The 17,825-nt window shown below is 59.6% G+C and carries 19 protein-coding genes; 2 read left to right on the top strand and 17 right to left on the bottom strand.

The window, feature by feature from the left end; genetic code table 11:
* Window positions 1–26: 26 nt before the first annotated feature.
* The 7 genes from CGA22_RS23710 to CGA22_RS23740 all read right to left on the bottom strand — a co-directional run bounded on the left by CGA22_RS23710 (window position 27) and on the right by CGA22_RS23740 (window position 5,014).
* Entirely contained in the window at window positions 27–986 is a 960-nt protein-coding gene (locus CGA22_RS23710; protein ID WP_052435114.1) for an amidohydrolase family protein, read from the bottom strand.
* Window positions 979–1,569 carry a gamma carbonic anhydrase family protein gene (locus CGA22_RS23715; RefSeq protein WP_041022319.1) on the bottom strand — a complete coding sequence of 197 codons (591 nt, stop codon included), beginning with the start codon at window positions 1,567–1,569 and terminating at the stop codon, window positions 979–981. The genes CGA22_RS23710 and CGA22_RS23715 overlap by 8 nt, the downstream gene beginning before the upstream one ends.
* An 18-nt stretch (window positions 1,570–1,587) precedes the next feature.
* Window positions 1,588–2,400, bottom strand: coding sequence for a class I SAM-dependent methyltransferase (locus CGA22_RS23720; RefSeq protein WP_177329252.1), 813 nt, complete (start codon window positions 2,398–2,400; stop codon window positions 1,588–1,590).
* Window positions 2,384–2,899: a GNAT family N-acetyltransferase gene (locus tag CGA22_RS23725; RefSeq protein WP_024780084.1), complete on the bottom strand. Its 516-nt coding sequence runs from the start codon at window positions 2,897–2,899 to the stop codon at window positions 2,384–2,386. Before CGA22_RS23725 ends, CGA22_RS23720 begins: the two co-directional genes overlap by 17 nt.
* Window positions 2,874–3,356, bottom strand: coding sequence for a hypothetical protein (locus CGA22_RS23730; RefSeq protein ID WP_177329251.1), 483 nt, complete (start codon window positions 3,354–3,356; stop codon window positions 2,874–2,876). The genes CGA22_RS23725 and CGA22_RS23730 overlap by 26 nt, the downstream gene beginning before the upstream one ends.
* A gap of 174 nt (window positions 3,357–3,530) precedes the next feature.
* Complete coding sequence (argP, locus tag CGA22_RS23735; RefSeq protein WP_041022317.1) at window positions 3,531–4,427, bottom strand: HTH-type transcriptional regulator ArgP; 897 nt, start codon at window positions 4,425–4,427, stop codon at window positions 3,531–3,533.
* Between the two features lie 371 nt (window positions 4,428–4,798).
* Complete coding sequence (locus tag CGA22_RS23740; protein WP_041022316.1) at window positions 4,799–5,014, bottom strand: DUF1737 domain-containing protein; 216 nt, start codon at window positions 5,012–5,014, stop codon at window positions 4,799–4,801.
* Between the two features lie 285 nt (window positions 5,015–5,299).
* Between CGA22_RS23740 and CGA22_RS23745 the strand changes: the two genes are divergently transcribed.
* Together CGA22_RS23745 and CGA22_RS23750 are read left to right on the top strand one after the other, a co-directional pair.
* Window positions 5,300–5,758, top strand: coding sequence for a GNAT family N-acetyltransferase (locus tag CGA22_RS23745; protein WP_041022315.1), 459 nt, complete (start codon window positions 5,300–5,302; stop codon window positions 5,756–5,758).
* 483 nt (window positions 5,759–6,241) lie between these two features.
* On the top strand, window positions 6,242–6,601 hold the full coding sequence (locus CGA22_RS23750) for a DUF6124 family protein (protein WP_041022314.1): 360 nt from the start codon (window positions 6,242–6,244) through the stop codon (window positions 6,599–6,601).
* Window positions 6,602–6,790: 189 nt separating this feature from the next.
* On the opposite strand, the gene CGA22_RS23755 is transcribed toward CGA22_RS23750, so the two are convergent.
* The 10 genes from CGA22_RS23755 to CGA22_RS23800 all read right to left on the bottom strand — a co-directional run bounded on the left by CGA22_RS23755 (window position 6,791) and on the right by CGA22_RS23800 (window position 17,381).
* Window positions 6,791–7,363, bottom strand: a complete 573-nt coding sequence (locus CGA22_RS23755) for a hypothetical protein (RefSeq protein ID WP_223194911.1) — start codon at window positions 7,361–7,363, stop codon at window positions 6,791–6,793.
* Between the two features lie 574 nt (window positions 7,364–7,937).
* On the bottom strand, window positions 7,938–8,669 hold the full coding sequence (locus CGA22_RS23760) for a helix-turn-helix transcriptional regulator (protein ID WP_041022312.1): 732 nt from the start codon (window positions 8,667–8,669) through the stop codon (window positions 7,938–7,940).
* A 194-nt stretch (window positions 8,670–8,863) separates the two neighbouring features.
* The gene (gene ppa, locus CGA22_RS23765; protein WP_041022311.1) at window positions 8,864–9,391 is read right to left on the bottom strand and encodes an inorganic diphosphatase; all 528 of its coding nucleotides are present in this window, start codon (window positions 9,389–9,391) and stop codon (window positions 8,864–8,866) included.
* A gap of 110 nt (window positions 9,392–9,501) precedes the next feature.
* Window positions 9,502–10,314, bottom strand: a complete 813-nt coding sequence (locus tag CGA22_RS23770; RefSeq protein ID WP_041022310.1) for a zinc-dependent peptidase — start codon at window positions 10,312–10,314, stop codon at window positions 9,502–9,504.
* A 6-nt stretch (window positions 10,315–10,320) separates the two neighbouring features.
* On the bottom strand, window positions 10,321–10,968 hold the full coding sequence (locus tag CGA22_RS23775; protein WP_041022309.1) for a DedA family protein: 648 nt from the start codon (window positions 10,966–10,968) through the stop codon (window positions 10,321–10,323).
* 241 nt (window positions 10,969–11,209) lie between these two features.
* Window positions 11,210–11,674: a GNAT family N-acetyltransferase gene (locus tag CGA22_RS23780; RefSeq protein WP_041022308.1), complete on the bottom strand. Its 465-nt coding sequence runs from the start codon at window positions 11,672–11,674 to the stop codon at window positions 11,210–11,212.
* A gap of 107 nt (window positions 11,675–11,781) precedes the next feature.
* Window positions 11,782–12,606 carry an ethanolamine ammonia-lyase subunit EutC gene (gene eutC, locus CGA22_RS23785; RefSeq protein WP_041022336.1) on the bottom strand — a complete coding sequence of 275 codons (825 nt, stop codon included), beginning with the start codon at window positions 12,604–12,606 and terminating at the stop codon, window positions 11,782–11,784.
* Between the two features lie 11 nt (window positions 12,607–12,617).
* Window positions 12,618–14,012: an ethanolamine ammonia-lyase subunit EutB gene (locus CGA22_RS23790; RefSeq protein WP_041022307.1), complete on the bottom strand. Its 1,395-nt coding sequence runs from the start codon at window positions 14,010–14,012 to the stop codon at window positions 12,618–12,620.
* A gap of 239 nt (window positions 14,013–14,251) precedes the next feature.
* Window positions 14,252–15,622, bottom strand: coding sequence for an ethanolamine permease (gene eat / locus CGA22_RS23795; RefSeq protein ID WP_041023165.1), 1,371 nt, complete (start codon window positions 15,620–15,622; stop codon window positions 14,252–14,254).
* A gap of 238 nt (window positions 15,623–15,860) precedes the next feature.
* Entirely contained in the window at window positions 15,861–17,381 is a 1,521-nt protein-coding gene (locus tag CGA22_RS23800) for an aldehyde dehydrogenase family protein (protein ID WP_041023164.1), read from the bottom strand.
* Window positions 17,382–17,825: the final 444 nt, after the last annotated feature.

Below are 17,825 nucleotides of genomic sequence, written 5' to 3' on the forward strand. Positions count from 1 at the left end.
TGCGCTCAAGAGCGCAATGCACTTCCTCACCGGCCGCGTGGCGTGATTCCGTCGAGCAGACGTTGCATGTTTCCCGAAAGCAGCAGGCGAACATCGGCAGCGCCGATACCCTGATCCGGGTCGACGATGAACGCGCGCAGTCGTTTGTTGATCGCCTCATGATTATTGATGGGCCAATCCGTACCAAAGATGATCTTGTGATTGATCTCGCTCTGGAACAGCGTGGTCAGCACGGGGGCGTTGCCCCGGGCATCTATTGCGTGCTGGGCGCCACTCAGGTCCAGGTAGACGTTGGGGCGGTACTTGCAGAGTTGGATACATTGAGCCTGATCGTTGACCGCCCCGTGGGCGAGGATGAAGGGGATATTCCGGTAGCGACGCGCCGGTTCGTCCACCCACATCGCTTGGGCGGGAGCGAAGGAGAGCGCCGGGGAGGTCGGCCCGATGTGCAGCAATACCGGCAGGCGATAAGCGTCACAGTATTCGTAGAAGGGCGTCAGCGCCGGGTCATCGGCCTGGTATCCACAAGGTGGATAAAGCTTCAGGCCGCTGAAGCCGTACTCCTCGATGCCTCGGATGAACAGGTCGAGCCCGTCCTGTCCCCAGCGTGGATCCACGCCGGCAAAGACGTCGAAACGTCCGGCATGGCGCTGGAGAATGGCTCGGTGTTCCTGGAACATCTCATCGATACTCAGTTCGACGTCCGGCAACGCGAAAGAGAAGTCCGGCAGCAGCAGGACGGAGCGGCTGATTCCCGCCCTGTCCATCGCGGCAATCTGGGCGTCCCCCTGGTGATCGCTCAATTCGCGCTGGAACTGATCGATGATTCTCGATCGGGAAACCGGGAATCCGCTGGCCCGCAGCTTCACTTCGATGTTATCGGCCACCCCTTCCAGGAAACTCAGCGGGGTGAAACGTGTGGAGGCGACGTGGCTATGGCCGTCGATGAGCGTCGGTTCGTCGATATCCCCGGGCACATCACTCATCGCCCACCTGCTGCTTGCGCAGAAAGCGTGCGTAACGCTCCATCATCTGCCTGACGACGCCTTCGCTTTCGCGGTCGACGCCGAAAACGTAGCGGGGGAAATCCAGGTCCTTTTGTACGTCCCAGATCCGATCATGCTGGTCCGGGGAAAAGAGCTGCGCTGGATCACCCACGGCGATCCAGCCGATCTGCACCGTCGTGCCTGCCTCCAGCACGGTCTTGATATGGACCACTCCATTGATGCGGACCTCCGAGCCTTTGCCGAGGCGGGCGCCGTTGAAGACGGACGCACCGGTTGCAACAAACACCTCGTCCTCGATGCGGCAACCGGTCAGATGGCAGTGCGGTCCCACCATCACGTGATTGCCGATATGGCAGTCGTCATGGGCGGTGCTGCGGATCACTGCATTTTCCATGACGATGCAGTTCTCCCCGATCATCAGCGCGCCGCCTTCTGCGACAAGGACCGCGCCGTGCCCAATGACCGTTCCGGCACCGATGGACACATTGCCTTCCAGGACCGCGCTCGATGCAATCCGCGCGGTGGGAGCAATTTTCTGTTTGGGTTCGGTTTTGTCAGGCATGTGCACGATTCCTTTCAGTTATTGTTTTTCTCCAGAGACGAAGAATACGCCGATCCCCGCCCAGCCGCCCGGGCTCTCGATGCTTTGCGTGATCACGGCCATCTCGCGTCGGGCCTGTTCGAGCTCGTCTTCTGGAATCACTTCCATCTTGTAGCCAAAGACCAGGTCGCAGAAGGCGCTCGCGCCGATCAGCGAGGTGGACACCAGCAACATGCTGCAGCGGATGTCGCCGTAGCCGGTTTCTTCGAGGTAACTCGCCAGCTTGCTGCCGACGTGACGATCGCCTCCGCGAGCGGCTTGAGCCCTGGCCACGCGAGCGAGGAAGGACTGCAGCTCGGGCGGCTGGGGTGACGCGCCGAACCACCGGTCGTCAATGTCGCAGATACACAGTCGCCCGCCGATGGCCAGGCTGCGGTGGATATTGCGCAAGGCGCTCAACGGGTCCGACAAGTGCTGGAAAACCATCCGCGCATAGCTGAAATCGAACTGCCCGGGGTCGGTCAGGCTGTCGTCATAAAGGTTGCATTGGCGTACCTGCGCTTCGTCAATCCCGGCGCTGGACAATTGCTTGCGCGTTTCGCTGATACTGGTTTCGTTGCAATCCAGTGCCGTCAGGCGGCTTGGCTGGGCACGCAGCGCGATCTGGGTGGTGATGATGCCGGGACCGCAGCCGACATCCAGAACCCGTTGTCCCTGGGACAGGCCGGCTTGCCTCAAGTGATCGAACTCCAGGTCCAGCGCAATGCCTGCCTGGGATTTCAGGCGGCGCAGGGAGTCTTCGTTGTCACGAAAGGTTCCCAACTGATACGACTCGTCAACGATCAAAACCATGAGCATTCCCTTCCATTTTTTTCTGTAGCCAGACTATGTCGACCAGATTGTTTTCCAGCCTTGCGATTCGAGGAATCCGTACACATTCGGCAAAGCCCTGAGACTTGCACCCGCGGGCACTGGCGTGATTCGGCCCCAGGATAATGGCGACCAACGATTCGAAACCTGCCTCCCGGGCCGAGACCTCCAGGGCCTGCAACAATCGAATACCGACCCCGCGTGCGCGCATGTCTCGCCGCACATACACGGCGACTTCCGCCATGGTTTCGTCGTCGGGCCGGGCGGAAAATGGCTTCAGGGCACCCCACGCGACCGTATCGCCATCACTCGATAGATAGACAAGCACGGCAAAGCGCCGATCTTTTCCAAAATAGGTCAGCCTGAACTTTTCAATCGAGTCGTGGGGGACATCGCAGTTGGCGAAGACCTTGTCGGCAATGGCCTGATTGTAGGTTTCCACCATGGAGGGCAAATCATCGGGAGTGGCCGGCCGAATCATCTAGTAACTTCCTGTAAAACACGTTCAGCATCGAATTTCCGCGTGCGCCCACTGCGCCGCCCAACAGGAAGGGGCTGTCGGAAAACCATGAAGCATGGTGTTGCATATGGCTATCCACCACGCTGATCAGCGTGTGAACGCCTTGCTCTATTCCCTTTGAAGCGCATGCCGTGGAAAGCACATCGAACACAGTGGAACTGGCGTCTTCGTCTTCACTGTGCAGGACCAGCTTCATGCTGCCGTCGTAACCGGCGCGTTCGTGAAACCGAAAGTACACGGCCCAGCCGAACGGCACTCCGTCCCCGCGCGTACAGCGATAGGCGCCACCCGGCCGACGGGAATTGAATATCTCTGCGACACAATCATCCGGGCTGGAAAAGCGTTGGGCCAGGACCCGTTGCCAGGTATCGCTCCCCATGGCGTCGGTCAAACATCTCAATGTGGCATCGGGGGCCATGGGGTGTGCGTGGTAAGCATCCGATACAGTACTTTTCACGATGACGAACCCTCTCGCTCACCCTGTCTTGATGTCACTTGAGTCTACGCCCAAGCATGCCGGGCAAACGGCACGTTAGATTTTTTAAAGCGACGGCAGTAACGCTTAACGAGCCTTGACGGCGTTGCGGATCGCTCAACAGGGCGTGGGTTGAAGGGACTTGCTGGCGGTATCGATGATGCGTCTTCCCACCAGATCCTTGACCACTGAATGGTTCATCCAGCCATGCCAATACAGGGGTTCCCTGTAGCAGTTTTGCGGCATCAGATCGACCAACTGCCCCTCTTCGAGCAGCGGCGCGGCGACATCCGCAGGCATCAGCGTGTAACCAAGCCCCGCCAGGACCGCATCCTGGACCATCGGCAATGAAGGCAAGTAATGACAGGGGAAGCGCTCGATCGAAACACCCAGCAGTTCGCGGAGGAAGGCTGCATGGCGCGTGTCATTACGCCCGCGGGTGATCGCCGGCGCATCGAGCAGCGAATGTGTGCCCAGGCCCCGGGCCAGATAGCGGTGCATATAGTCAGGTGTACTGACGCATTTGTATTCCATGACCCCCAGCGGATGGACTTCAAACCCATCGAGGGGCTCGGCAACCACCGAAACGCAACCCTGGACATCCCCGCGTTTGAGAATGTTCAGGCTGGAGCAACGATCATCGGAAATGATTTCCACACAGACCTGTTCGGCCCGCATCAACTCGATCAGTAGCGGGGCGAACCAGGTGTTGAGCGAGTCGGGATGTACACCAATGGCAATCTTTGAATTCGTATTGCCCTTGCGCGAAAGCAGCCTCAGGACATCATGTTCCAGCGAACGCAATGCCGAGACATGTTGTAGTAGGGCCTGGCCGGCTGAGGTGGGATGGATCGGTCTTTCGCGAATGACCAGGATGGTTGAAAGCGAGTTTTCCAGCGACTTTATTCGTTGCGAAATGGCACCGCTGGTGATGTTGAGCGCCGAGGCAGCGCGTTCAAAACTCTTATGCTCAATGACACAGGCAAACGCTTCCAACTGTTGGCGATCCAGCATGTCAACCTCCCTGTAAGCCACTGCGTTATCAGGCTAATAACGCAAGGTTATGAACATCCGTGTGCTCGTGGCTCAATGGCCACCCCACATACATTTTCATTGGCAGCAATCCGAAAAAATCGGATCGTTTGAATAAGGAAGACTGTCATGGGGAACGCTGCCCCAGTTGTTCAAATCACAAGCCCGTCCATGGGTGTGGCGCGTCGCGTTCGAATTTCCTGTTCGATACGAATCGCGTGGCTTGCACCCGGGCTGCAGCCATAATTTCGAATGGCTATATTCTTATGCGAACACAAAATAGCCCCATTACGCCCTTTGAGACAAGTCCTGGATCCAATCCATTTGCCGGATGGAATCATGGCTTTTTAGTGCTATCTGGTCTCGTCAGAAGGCACTGTCGTGCTTGAACCCAAAGGCCAGATAATCGCTTGAGCGACAATGGTTCGCTCGCCATTGAAAGTGACGGCCGGACCGCCGTGTAGCGCATAACCCATTTTCAGGGCATCGCTGACGCGATGACAAAATGCAGCATCGTCGGGGCCTGTCAGCACCCTGTAGATGGGAAGCCCGTCGGGCGGTAGGTTCATGCTTCTTCTCCTTCAGTACACCAGCAACGACATGCTGGCCGTCTGTTCGACGCCGCCGTGGAGTGGCGTTCTGCATACCGTGAGGCAGTCTACTCGCCGTGGATCGGGGCCAACAACGGTCATGCCGCGTTGATGTCCCTGACAACCCCCTCAATCGACACTCTCGCAGCGTTGTCTGCAACTGCGCCAGAATCCGCCGGGCTTGTGCGCCTTGGGTTGGGTCGGTAGTTTGAGGCCAGCCACTGCCCACCAGTGGCACCAGAACCCCCCCAAGGAACGCCCCACATGCTGCAAATGGATTGGCTCAGTCACCACATGGACAAATGCGACCTGATGGCCGAATGGCTTTATCAGGAGTTCAGCTACGAATTCGCACAACAATCCCTCGCCAGTTGGCAGCACGAATTCTCGGCCGGGCAACACGATGGTCGCTGGAAATGCCTGATCGCCACGGAGCAAGGCCAACTGCTGGGCGGCGTCTCACTGGCCGACAACGACCTGCCCGACCGGCCAGAACTGGGGCCATGGTTGGCATGCGTCTACATCGCACCAGAAGCCCGACGCAGAGGGCTCGCCGCGCAGTTGATCGAAGGCATTTGTGCTCATGCGAGGGAGACTGGATTTTCCACCTTGTACCTGCACACCCACAGCCAGAGTCATTACTACGCCAAGCTGGGCTGGGAAGTGTTGGAGCGCTTCGAGGCCTGGGGGAAAGAACAATGCCTGATGGCTCGGCGTTTATAAGCAGCGGCCCAACAAAGACAGCACCTGACGATGGATGGCACGCTACGTCGCTGCAACATGATCACCTGGCCCACCCCCAATCCCTGTGGGAGCGAGCCTGCTCGCGATAGCTGTGTATCAGCCACCTTCCGGCCCGCTGTTTATCGTGACTCCACGAGACTAGCCACGACCGACATCGTCTTGCGCCATTGCCTACAACTACGCCAGAATCCGCCGGCTTGTGTGCCTTGGGCCGCGTCGGTAGTTTGAATCCGTCACTGCTCATCAGTGATCGGGTTTCGCAGCCCGGACTCTATAGGCGCACAACGTCACCTTCGAAAGCAGATAGCCTATGTCTGTGATTTCGTCAGAGGTGGCTGTGCGTGGGAGACCTTTGGTCTGCCGGTCCCTAGAGTCCCGGTCTGCGAACCCGCGTACAGCTGCCACCCTAACTTCGTTTCGCAGCGGATGGTGGTAGCTCCAACAGACTCTAGGAGCTTTACCATGGTCAAAATTACACCGAACCCGCCAGCTACAGACGAAGCCGTGTCCCGTGTTCAGTCTGTTCGTAACAAGAAGCTTGATGATGCCGCCACCCGGGCTTTGGATTTCTATCTGAACCCTACGTCTGAGAAGGAAGCGTCTGACAAGCCCAACACCATTTTCCGTATTGCGCCTGATGTTGATTCGGAGTGTTTGCTTGCCAATCTGAGTGAGAACCTGGCTTCGGCGAATGCCATGATCAGCGATCTGGCGTTTGACCTGGATGGGTCAAGGCGGCATGTGGCGTTGGGGATTTTGCAGGTGATTGAGTTGAGTGAGCTTTTAGCGAATCGGGCTTTGGATATTGTTGAGGTGAGGTGAGGTGAGGTGAGGTGAGGTGAGGTGAGGTGAGGTGAGGTAGGGCAGGGCGTTCGCTGCCTCCTGGCGTAAAAAAGGTCTTGCTGAGCAAGACCTTTTTCGTATCGAGAGTCCCTAAATGATACCGGGCGCATTTGTGTCTGAGCTGGGCTTTGAGGGACTGGAGTAGGAGGGGCCGTTGTGGCTTTGTGTCTAGCCGTTGAAAAACACATTGCACCGGGTACACCACCCTTCAGCTACGCTCCGGTTCATTGGAAAACGGAAGGGGGGATGACCTGAGTTGGCAACCGTCAAAACCAGTGAGAACCCTGTGAATTCACGCCGAATCTCCTCGGCTGGAACGCTCATGCCTACCTCATCGACTATTCGAAGAACCCCGCCCGATACCCTGCGGTCAATCCGTCGCCACTCGAGGTGCCAGCCTGTTATCCACGTGAAATCTCGAATTTGATAATCGCCGGTAGCGCTTTGGCATTGAGCGAGTTTCTGGTTGGAAAGGTCAAAGACAAAAAATAGGGGGCTTGGAAAGCCGAGCAGTTGAGTATCGTCCAGGCTCAAACCTTCTTTTAGGTTGATGGACGCTACAAGTGCTTTTGCTCTTCTCTTGCGCCGGATCAAATGCCATATGGAAAGGCAAAAAACAGAAACAGAAGCCAGGAAGAGCTGGCGTGCTTCGGCGGTAAGCTTATCGGGCCAATACGCAATCACGCCCCACACGAGTGCTGTCGTGGTAAGGCCGGATAACCAGGCGGCGGGGATCACCATACTGTTAGCGAGGCTGGTGCCTAGCGTCCTTAGACAGCTATTCATTACTTATCCAATGCCATTTGTAGAAGAGCGCGCAGGTTATCACTGGGAGCGTCCAGGCATTGCACCTAGCCGGCTGAGTAGCGTGCTTTCGTACGACTGTTACGGTGACTTCAAGCATCCTTGCGTGTGTTTGTCTGCTGGTTTTCAGGCATTAAAAAGCCGGCTTATGGCCGGCTTCTCGTTGACTGACTCAGTTCGTTTTTGACAAACCTCACCAGCCTTCAAAACGTACATCCGGCTCTTGCGGCCGGCTGTGGGACTTGGTCAGAAAGTGATCTGCCTTGTCGGTGCGAGGCATGGGTTCGCAAATGTGGGGCGCAGGATACGCGGGTTTTCTTCGGAAGCCCAGGGGTAAGTGGTGTGGAATCATTGGGTTACCGGTGGTTCAAGGGGAAAGCGGGGGGCTGCTTTGCAGCCCAGCGGGGATGAATCCCCTCGCCACAGAGAATCTCCTTGGCACAAACAATCCTTGGTACAAGCAATCTCCTTTAGGTAGGGAGCGCTGGCTACTGTCCTTTAGTTCATAGGCTCAATCGAACACCTGCGGTCGTTGCTTGTTGAGGGTTGACCACCAGAATACCCAGCCCAATACCCTGATGTTTTGTGCTTCGATCTGTTCGGCGCTGAAGACTTCGTCCGGGTAGGCGGCGCTGTTGTGGCTGCGCAGGCGCAGGCGGTTGCCGGGGATTCGGTGGAGGTATTTGATGCGCAGCATGCCGTCGTGTTCGAGGGCGTAGATCTGGCCGTCGATGACTTGGGTAAGGCCGCGGTCGATGGCGAGGATGGAGCCGTCTTCGATGCGTTCGGCCATGCTGTCGCCGACCATAACGGTGCAGATGGCGTCGTTGGGGTTTATTTCCAGGGATTCGAGGTGGCTGCGGGGCAGGCGGATGGATTGGTCGGGGATTTCGGTGATGTGGGTTTTGTTGCTGCCCGTCGCGATAGGGGCTTCCATGTAGAAGGGCAGTTCGATGTCCTGGGTTTCCGCCACGCTGTAGACGCCTTGGACTTCGGCGGCTTCATAGGTGGTGCCGGGGCCGAGGCCCAACGGGGTTTGTGGGCCTTCGCCGTGGGCGAGCCATTGCGGGCTGACGGTCAGCAGGCCGGCGATACTGTGGATACGACCCGGCGGGATGCCGCGGTTGAACCAGTTGTTCACGTGCTGCGATTTAACGCCGTATAACTTCGCGAAGTCGGCGGATCGGATTTGTGCTTCTTTGAGAAGGGCTCTGAAGCGGTCGCCACTGGAGGTCTTTTTCATAAACGGAAAGTTTAGGAGCGACTGTGTTTTGAGCAATAAACAAGTCGTTCAAATTTATAAGACGATCTTTCCGTTTGCAGGATTTGAAAGCGGCGGGATAAACGCAGTTAAACATTGTTAATACAGTTTCGTATTAAGCACTATTAAGGCATAAAAAACCCCGGTGCAAACCGGGGTTCTTCTTTGAATCAGTTTCAGCCCTTGTAGGCGGCAACCGACTTGGTGATCGCTTCGCGGGCGGCGTCAGCACCGGCCCAGCCTTCGATCTTGACCCACTTGCCTTTTTCGAGGTCTTTGTAGTTCTCGAAGAAGTGTTCGATCTGCTGGATCAGCAGTGGCGGCAGGTCGGTGTATTCCTTCACGTTGACGTACAGTTGCGACAGTTTGTCGTGTGGCACTGCGATGACTTTGGCATCGCCGCCGCCGTCGTCGGTCATGTTCAGGATGCCGACTGGACGGGCACGGATGACCGAGCCTGGAGCCACTGGGTAAGGGGTCACGACCAGCACGTCGAGGGGGTCACCGTCGTCGGCCAGGGTGTTGGGGATGTAACCGTAGTTGGCCGGGTAGAACATCGGGGTGGCCATGAAGCGGTCAACGAACAGGCAATCGCTGTCCTTGTCGATTTCGTATTTGATCGGGGCGTGGTTGGCCGGAATTTCGATCGCAACGTAGATGTCGTTCGGCAGGTCTTTGCCAGCCGGAATCTTGCTGTAACTCATTGGGCGGTGTCCCCGTTAGTTGACCAAAAGGCTGGTCGGATTGACCAAAAGTGGCGGCGATTATAGGCATATTCAGCCATCGATGCCACGTTACCAGGGTCTTAGAGACCTTAGTATGACGCCTGATAGACCGGATCTTCGGCCTGAAGTTGCCGCAGCCGGGCCAATGGGTCCTGGCGGTAGAACGCCTTGAGTTGGGCATAGACCTTCGGGTACGCCTGATGCAGCAGGTCCGGAGCGCTGAAGAAGTATTCGCTGGTGACGGCGAAGAACTCCGCCGGATTTTCTGCGGCGTAGGGGTCGATGAGAGTGTCGGCGTCGGGGTTATGGTCCAGTTGGCGGTTGAGGTCGTCGAAAGCCTGCTGCATGGCTTCGGCCCAGTCGCTGACCCGCATGTCGGCATGCAGCGGCGGCAGGCCGTTGGCATCTCCGTTGAGCATGTCGAGTTTGTGTGCCAGCTCGTGGATGACCAGGTTGTAGCCGTCCCAGCCACCGCTGGCGAGCACGCCGTCCCAGGCCAAAATGATCGGGCCTTGGGGCCAGGCTTCGCCGCTGTGTTCGCCGTCCCATTCGTGTTCTATGCCGCTGGCGTCGCGATGGCGCTGGGGGCTGAGGAAGTCGTCGGGGTACAGGACGATTTCGTGGAAGCCCTGGTACCAGTTCAGCTCGCCCAGGTGCATCAGCGGCAATTGGGCCTGGGCGGCGAGCAACAGGCGTTGTTCCTGGTGCAGTTCGACGCCGGGCAGGGCGGTCAGGTGTTTGTCCTGCAGGAACAACACGCAGGCTTCGCGCAGCCACTGGTCCTCGGCGGCGCTGATGCCATCGAGGAAACTCAGGTGATGACGCACGCGCCGCCAGGTGTCCTCGGCCACGGGGTGCTTGGCGAGGATGCGTTGGCGGCGCCAGTTGCTCAAGGACCACATGGGCGATCAGGCTTTTGAAGCACGCTGGCCCAGTTTGCTGCGGACCAGGCTGATGATCATCGGCAACAGCGAGACCAGGATGATGCCCACCACCAGCAGCGACAGGTTCTGCTTGATGAAGGGCACGTTGCCGAAGAAGAAGCCGAGGGTGACCAGGCCGCCGACCCACAGGACGGTGCCGAGGACGCTGAAGCCGAAGAAGCGCGCATAAGGCATTTTCCCCACACCGGCGACGAAAGGCGCGAAGGTGCGGATGATCGGCAGGAAGCGCGCCAGGGTCACGGTCTTGCCACCGTGCTTGTCGTAGAAGTCGTGGGTTTGTTGCAGGTAGTCGCGGCGGAAGATTTTCGAGTTGGGGTTGCTGAACAGCTTCTCGCCCGCCGTGCGGCCGATGAGGTAGTTGGTGCTGTCGCCGAGGATCGCCGCCAACATCAGCAGGCCGCCCAGCAATACGGGGTCCATGCTACCGCCTGCGGCCACGGCGCCGGCGATGAACAGCAGCGAGTCACCGGGCAGGAATGGCGTTACCACCAGGCCGGTTTCACAGAAGATCACCAGGAACAGGATGGCGTAGACCCACGTGCCGTAGTTGGTCACCAGCATGTCGAGGTACACATCGAGATGCAGAATGAGGTCGAGGGGATTGAAATCCATGCAATACACCTGTGATGACGGCCGGGTTGGGCGGGCTGGTGGGTCTGGCTTTGAGTCGGGCTACCGGGTTTGTAGCTTTTCCTTACAAGCCGGGAAGATCGGGATTATACGGGCTGGAATGTGATGGGCGTGTTGAGTTTGTTGCGGGGGATTTCGGTTTTTGCAATATCGATTGCTGAAGCGGAACGCGGAGCGTCCCTGGCGGCGTTCCCACGCGGAGCGTGGGAACGATCAGTGGCGTTCAGGTGAAATCTTCGCTGATCGGCAACACGTAGTTCTTGAACTCGGTGTCTTCCTTGAAGCCGATGGACTCGTAGGTCTTCTGCGCCGCTTCGTTGTTGCTGCTGGTGGAGACGCGCATGCGGACGGCGTTGGTTTCCTTGGCCATTTTTTTCGCGGTGCGGATCAGGTGGTCGGCCACCAGTTGGCGGCGGGCGTCTTCGGCGACGTAGATGTCGTTGAGGATCCACACGCGTTTGAGGGACAGCGACGAGAAGCTCGGGTAGAGCTGGCAGAAGCCCAGCAGCTTGCTGTTGTCGTCATCGGGCAAGGCCAGGTAGATCACCGATTCCTTGCGGCGCAGGCGCTTTTCGAGAAAGGCCCGGGACGAGTCCGGGTATGGCAGCGAGCCATAGAATTCCCGGTATTTGACAAACAATGGGGTCAGCAGGTCCAGGTGTTCCAGGGTCGCTTGAATAATCTGCATGGCAGGTCCCGTTTACAAAGGTCGACACAAAGTCTGACAACAACGGCGCGCTGCCGTGCTTTTGATGCTGCCTGAAATCGGATCAAAAACGCAATTGGATCTACGGATCAGCTTTGGGGCGGCATCAGTAGGAAATTACCTTTCATGTCGGCACCGTTTTCCGTCTCTAGAGTGTGAACCTGGGCTTCGTCCTTCAGGTTGACCCCCGAAAGCTGTCGGCGACAGGCCTCGCGCATCAAGTAGGCCAAGCGATGGGCCGCCATGCCGTAGCTCAAGCCTTCGAGCCGGACATTGGAGATGCAGTTGCGATAGGCGTCGGTCAGGCCGACCTTGGGGTTGTAGGTGAAATACAGGCCCAGGCTGTCGGGCGAGCTGAGGCCGGGGCGTTCGCCGATCAGGATCACCGACATTTTTGCCCCAAGGCGTTCCGCCACTTCATCGGCCACCGCGACCCGGCCCTGTTCCACCAGGATGACCGGGGAAACCGACCAGCCATCGGCGGCGATCTGTTCTTCCAGGCGCGCCAGGAACGGCAGGGTATGGCGATGCACCGCCAGCGCCGACAGCCCGTCGGCCACCACAATGGCAAGGTCCACGCCGCCGGGGTGGGCGGCCGCGTAATCGTCCAGCGCCTGCGCCGAGGCTTCATCCAGGCGTCGACCGAGGTCCGGGCGCTGCAGATAACTGTTGCGGTCGCTGGCGGCGCTGTGGAGCAACAGGCTCTCGCGGCCGCGCTCGGCCAGTTGGGCGCGAATGCCCTGGTGGTCGAACGCCAGGTGCACCGCATCCCGCGCCTGGGCGTGGGCGTATTGGAAGTCCAGTTGTGCTTTGGTCGGCAGGCTGGTGCCGGTGCGGCCCAGGGCGATGCGCGCCGGGGTCAGGCGGCGCAGTTCCAGCCAGGGGTTTTGCAAATCGACAGGTTTTTTATCCATCGGCAGGTCACTCATCCCAAGTGCGCCAGGGCGTGACGAAACGCCGGAGGCAGGTTGTCGCCGAACCGCACCCGGCCGTCGGCCTGGGTGAAGATGCCCATGTTCGCCAGCCAGTGCTCGAACTCCGGCGCCGGCTTCAGGCCCAGGGTCTGGCGGGCGTAGAGCGCGTCGTGGAACGAGGTGGTCTGGTAGTTGAGCATGATGTCGTCGGAGCCGGGGATGCCCATGATGAAGTTGATCCCGGCCACGCCCAGCAAGGTCAGCAGGGTGTCCATGTCGTCCTGGTCGGCTTCGGCGTGGTTGGTGTAGCAGATGTCGCAGCCCATCGGCACGCCCAGCAGCTTGCCGCAGAAGTGGTCTTCGAGGCCGGCGCGGATGATCTGTTTGCCGTTGTACAGGTATTCCGGGCCGATGAAGCCTACAACGGTGTTGACCAGGAACGGGTTGAAATGTCGTGCCACGGCGTAGGCCCGGGTCTCGCAGGTCTGTTGATCCACGCCGTGGTGGGCGTTGGCCGACAGGGCGCTGCCCTGGCCGGTTTCGAAATACATCAGGTTGTTGCCCAGGGTGCCGCGATTGAGGCTGAGCCCGGCGTCGTAGCCTTCTTTCAACACGTTGAGGTTGATGCCGAAACTGGCATTGGCCGCTTCGGTGCCGGCAATGGACTGGAACACCAGGTCCAGAGGGACGCCACGGTTGGCCGCTTCAATGGAGGTGGTGACGTGGGTCAGCACGCAGCCCTGGGTCGGGATGTCGTAGCGTTGGATGATGGCGTCGAGCATTTCCAGCATGGCGCAGATCGAGGCGGTGCTGTCGGTGGCCGGGTTGATGCCGATCATGGCATCGCCGTTGCCGTAGAGCAGGCCGTCGAGGATGCTGGCGGCGATCCCGGCCGGTTCGTCGGTGGGATGGTTGGGTTGCAGGCGCGTGGACAGGCGTCCGCGCAGGCCGAGGGTGCCGCGGAATTTCGTCACCACGCGGATTTTCTGCGCCACCAGCACCAGGTCCTGGACCCGCATGATCTTGGACACGGCGGCGACCATTTCCGGGGTCAGGCCGGGGGCCAGTGCCCGCAGGCTGTGTTCGTCGGCGGCGTCGCTGAGCAGCCAGTCGCGAAAGCCGCCGACCGTGAGGTGGCTGACCACGGCGAAGGCGTGTTTGTCGTGGGTGTCGACGATCAGCCGGGTGACTTCGTCGGCTTCGTAGGGAATCAGCATTTCTTGCAGGAAATGGCTGAGGGGCAAGTCAGCCAGGGCCATTTGCGCGGCCACGCGCTCGCCGTCGTTGAGCGCCGCGACACCGGCAAGGAAATCCCCGGAACGCGCCGGGCTGGCTTTGGCCATCAGCTCTTTGAGGCTGTCGAAACGATAGGTCTGGGCGCCGACGGAATGGGCGAATGCGGCCATGGGCGGTGTCCTCCTGGTTTTCTCATTAACTCAAGTACGCCACCGAACCCTGTGGGAGCGAGCCTGCTCGCGATAGCGGAGTGTCAGTAAAACACTAGTCGGCTGATACACCGCTATCGCGAGCAGGCTCGCTCCCACAGGGGAACTTGTGTTCAGGCAAGGAACACAGTCCCCTGGCAGGCTCTGCGTGCACTTCCATAAGGCTGGCGCCGGCCATGGGGCCCGGCGCCGGTGCGCTGTCAGATACCTGTGAGCATAGCGTCCGCCGGGGCATCGGAGCGTTGCTTGGCGGTCAGTTGGAAGTACAGGTAGCCAACGACCATGAAGGCGAGGAACACCAGCCCGATCAGGGTATTGAACCAGGCCATCGCCACCAGACACACCACGGCGAGGAACAGCGCGATACCCGGCACGATGGGGTAGCCCGGGGCGCGGAAGGTGCGTTCCAGGTTCGGTTCGACCTTACGCAAGCGGAACAGGCTGAGCATGCTGATGATGTACATCACGATGGCGCCGAACACCGACATGGTGATCATCGCCGCCGTCAGGCTCATGCCCTGCAGGTTCACCAGGCCATCGCTGTAGATCGCCGCGATGCCGATGACGCCGCCCGCCAGGATCGCCCGGTGCGGGGTCTGGAAGCGTGACAGTTTCGCCAGGCTCCGTGGCAGGTAGCCGGCCCGGGCCAGGGCGAAGAACTGCCGCGAGTAGCCAAGGATGATCCCGTGGAAGCTCGCCACCAGGCCGAACAGGCCGATCCACACCAGCATGTGCATCCAGGTGGAGTTGTTGCCGACCACGGCCTTCATGGCCTGGGGCAGCGGGTCGTTGATGTTCGACAGCTGGCGCCAGTCGCCCACGCCGCCGGCCATGATCATCACGCCGATGGCCAGGAACACCAGGGTCAGGATGCCGCTGACATAGGCGCGGGGAATCGTGCGTTTCGGGTCCTTGGCTTCTTCGGCGGCCATGGCCGCGCCTTCGATGGCGAGGAAGAACCAGATCGCGAAGGGGATCGCCGCAAAAATGCCCGGAATTGAAGCGAGACTGAACTCGTTTGCACCAGACCAGCCGTTGAGTACGAAGTTACTGAAGCTGAAGCCCGGTGCGACCACGCCCATGAACACCAGCAGTTCGGCGACTGCCAGCACGGTGACCACCAGCTCGAACGCCGCGGCGATGCTGACGCCGAGGATGTTGAGGGTCATGAACACGATGTAGGCGCCGACTGCCGCGATCTTGGGGTCCAGATCCGGAAACTGCACGTTGAGGTAAGCACCGATGGCCATGGCGATGGCCGGTGGTGCGAAGACGAATTCGATCAGCGTGGCGATCCCGGCGATCAGGCCGCCTTTCTCGCCAAAGGCCCGTCGGCTGTAGGCGAACGGCCCGCCTGCGTGGGGTATCGCGGTGGTCAGTTCGGTAAAGCTGAAGATGAAACAGGTGTACATCAGCGCCACCATCAGCGCGGTGACCAGAAACCCGAGGGTACCGGCGGTGCCCCAGCCGTAGCTCCAGCCGAAGTATTCGCCGGAAATCACCAGGCCGACGGCAATGCCCCATAAATGGAGTGTGCCGAGTGTGGGTTTGAGTTGGGTGGTAGTTGTCATAAGTCCTCGCTGTTCTTTTTGATCTGTTGGACTTTCAGTAGGGGTGTGCAGCGGATACGCAAAGCTCATGCCAGCGACAGGGCATTGATTCTATGGTGTGGGTGGAGGACTTCTTGTCGATCGCTCCCACGCTCCGCGTGGGAATGCAGCCTGGGGCGCTCCGCGTCTTCTTCAAGCCGAACGCAGAGCGTCCGTTGAGGCGTTCCCACGCAGAGCGTGGGAACGATCAGCTCCCGGCTTAGAAGAAGCCCAGCGGATTGATGTCGTAGCTCACCAGCAGGTTCTTGGTCTGCTGGTAGTGATCGAGCATCATCTTGTGGGTTTCACGACCCACGCCGGACTTCTTGTAGCCGCCGAATGCGGCGTGCGCCGGGTAGAGGTGGTAGCAGTTGGTCCAGACGCGACCGGCCTTGATCGCCCGGCCCATGCGGTAGGCGCGGTTGATGTCGCGGGTCCACAGGCCGGCGCCGAGGCCGAACTCAGTGTCGTTGGCGATCGCCAGGGCTTCGGCTTCATCCTTGAAGGTGGTGATGCTCACCACCGGGCCGAAGATTTCTTCCTGGAACACGCGCATCTTGTTGGTGCCCTTGAGCAGGGTCGGCTGGATGTAATACCCGCTGGCAAGGTTGCCTTCGAGTTTTTCCACCTGGCCGCCGGTCAGTAGTTGGGCACCTTCGCCCTTGGCGATTTCCAGGTACGAAAGGATCTTGTCGAACTGCTGCTCGGACGCCTGGGCGCCGACCATGGTGTCGGTGTCCAGCGGGTCGCCGCGTTTGATCTGCTCAATCTTCTTCATCACCACTTGCATGAATTCGTCGTAGATCGATTCCTGCACCAGGGCGCGGGACGGGCAGGTGCAGACTTCGCCCTGGTTGAAGAACGCCAGCACCAGGCCTTCGGCCGCCTTCTCGATGAAGCTCGGCTCGGCCTGCATGATGTCTTCGAAGAAGATGTTCGGCGACTTTCCGCCCAGTTCCACGGTGGACGGAATGATGTTTTCGGCGGCGCATTTCATGATGTGCGAGCCGACCGGGGTCGAGCCGGTGAAGGCAATCTTGGCGATGCGCTTGCTGGTCGCCAGGGCTTCGCCGGCTTCCTTGCCGAAGCCTTGCACCACGTTCAGCACGCCGGGCGGCAGCAGGTCACCGATCAGTTCCATGAGCACGCAGATGCCCAGTGGGGTTTGCTCGGCGGGCTTGAGCACCACGCAGTTGCCGGCGGCCAGGGCCGGGGCGAGTTTCCAGGCGGCCATCAGCAGTGGGAAGTTCCACGGGATGATCTGCCCGACCACGCCCAGCGGCTCGTGGATGTGATAGGCCACGGTGTTGCCGTCGATCTCGGCGGCGCTGCCTTCCTGGGCCCGCAGGCAACCGGCGAAGTAGCGGAAGTGGTCGGCGGCCAGGGGGATGTCGGCGTTGAGGGTTTCGCGCACGGCCTTGCCGTTGTCCCAGGACTCGGTGATCGCCAGGGTTTCGAGGTTCTGTTCGATGCGGTCGGCGATCTTCAGCAGGATCAGCGAACGGGCCTGGGCCGAGGTGGAGCCCCAGGCATCGGCAGCAGCGTGGGCGGCGTCCAGGGCTTTTTCGATGTCTTCGGCCGTGGAGCGCGGGAATTCGGCAATGGGCTGGCCATTGACCGGGGAAGTATTGGTGAAGTACTGACCTTTGACAGGCGCGACGAACTCGCCGCCGATGTAGTTACCGTATTTGCTCTTGAACGAAACGATAGCGCCTTCAGTACCGGGGTGAGCGTAACGCATGATGAGTTCTCCTTGGCTTTTGTGCTTATACGGGAGGCCGCGCAAATTGAGCGCCGGTATCTAAGCCTAGAGCAAAGGTCGGGCCATTGCCGTGCAGGGCCCGAAAATCAAGACTTTCGGAGAGTTTCATCGGACCAGTGGAAGCCATGCGTGACGATTGCGATACAGGGGGTGTGACACTTTGTGCCATTTCTGAAACAGCCAATGACTGGCGGGTCGCGCCAGCATTGCAAAGCGCTTGTGCCTGGAGGATGCTGGGGCAATCTGTGAGTTGCCCAAGTATCGATGGAGATGTGAGGCATTCGGTGGGAACAAGGCTTGCCCGCGATGAACGATGACGCGGACTGCTTGTGATCCTTGCCAAGGCTATCGCGGGCAAGCCTTGCTCCCACAGAACAACCCTTTACCTGGGGCTAGGTGTTCAGCAGTGACTCCAGCAAGGCC

It is taken from the genome of Pseudomonas sp. PSB18 (assembly GCF_014596565.1).
Lineage (GTDB): Bacteria > Pseudomonadota > Gammaproteobacteria > Pseudomonadales > Pseudomonadaceae > Aquipseudomonas.

Bases quoted from the DNA above. Each gene is read 5' to 3' on its own strand.
- CGA22_RS23740 (WP_041022316.1), bottom strand. From the start codon at position 5,014: ATGAACCTACCGCCCGACGGGCTTCCCATCTACAGGGTGCTGACAGGC.
- CGA22_RS23710 (WP_052435114.1), bottom strand. From the start codon at position 986: ATGAGTGATGTGCCCGGGGATATCGACGAACCGACGCTCATCGACGGC.
- argP (WP_041022317.1), bottom strand. From the start codon at position 4,427: ATGCTGGATCGCCAACAGTTGGAAGCGTTTGCCTGTGTCATTGAGCAT.
- ppa (WP_041022311.1), bottom strand. From the start codon at position 9,391: ATGAGTTACAGCAAGATTCCGGCTGGCAAAGACCTGCCGAACGACATC.
- CGA22_RS23745 (WP_041022315.1), top strand. From the start codon at position 5,300: ATGCTGCAAATGGATTGGCTCAGTCACCACATGGACAAATGCGACCTG.
- eutC (WP_041022336.1), bottom strand. From the start codon at position 12,606: ATGGATAAAAAACCTGTCGATTTGCAAAACCCCTGGCTGGAACTGCGC.
- CGA22_RS23770 (WP_041022310.1), bottom strand. From the start codon at position 10,314: ATGTGGTCCTTGAGCAACTGGCGCCGCCAACGCATCCTCGCCAAGCAC.
- CGA22_RS23730 (WP_177329251.1), bottom strand. From the start codon at position 3,356: ATGGCCCCCGATGCCACATTGAGATGTTTGACCGACGCCATGGGGAGC.
- CGA22_RS23760 (WP_041022312.1), bottom strand. From the start codon at position 8,669: ATGAAAAAGACCTCCAGTGGCGACCGCTTCAGAGCCCTTCTCAAAGAA.
- CGA22_RS23790 (WP_041022307.1), bottom strand. From the start codon at position 14,012: ATGGCCGCATTCGCCCATTCCGTCGGCGCCCAGACCTATCGTTTCGAC.
- CGA22_RS23755 (WP_223194911.1), bottom strand. From the start codon at position 7,363: ATGGTGATCCCCGCCGCCTGGTTATCCGGCCTTACCACGACAGCACTC.
- eat (WP_041023165.1), bottom strand. From the start codon at position 15,622: ATGACAACTACCACCCAACTCAAACCCACACTCGGCACACTCCATTTA.
- CGA22_RS23750 (WP_041022314.1), top strand. From the start codon at position 6,242: ATGGTCAAAATTACACCGAACCCGCCAGCTACAGACGAAGCCGTGTCC.
- CGA22_RS23800 (WP_041023164.1), bottom strand. From the start codon at position 17,381: ATGCGTTACGCTCACCCCGGTACTGAAGGCGCTATCGTTTCGTTCAAG.
- CGA22_RS23720 (WP_177329252.1), bottom strand. From the start codon at position 2,400: ATGGTTTTGATCGTTGACGAGTCGTATCAGTTGGGAACCTTTCGTGAC.
- CGA22_RS23725 (WP_024780084.1), bottom strand. From the start codon at position 2,899: ATGATTCGGCCGGCCACTCCCGATGATTTGCCCTCCATGGTGGAAACC.
- CGA22_RS23775 (WP_041022309.1), bottom strand. From the start codon at position 10,968: ATGGATTTCAATCCCCTCGACCTCATTCTGCATCTCGATGTGTACCTC.
- CGA22_RS23780 (WP_041022308.1), bottom strand. From the start codon at position 11,674: ATGCAGATTATTCAAGCGACCCTGGAACACCTGGACCTGCTGACCCCA.
- CGA22_RS23715 (WP_041022319.1), bottom strand. From the start codon at position 1,569: ATGCCTGACAAAACCGAACCCAAACAGAAAATTGCTCCCACCGCGCGG.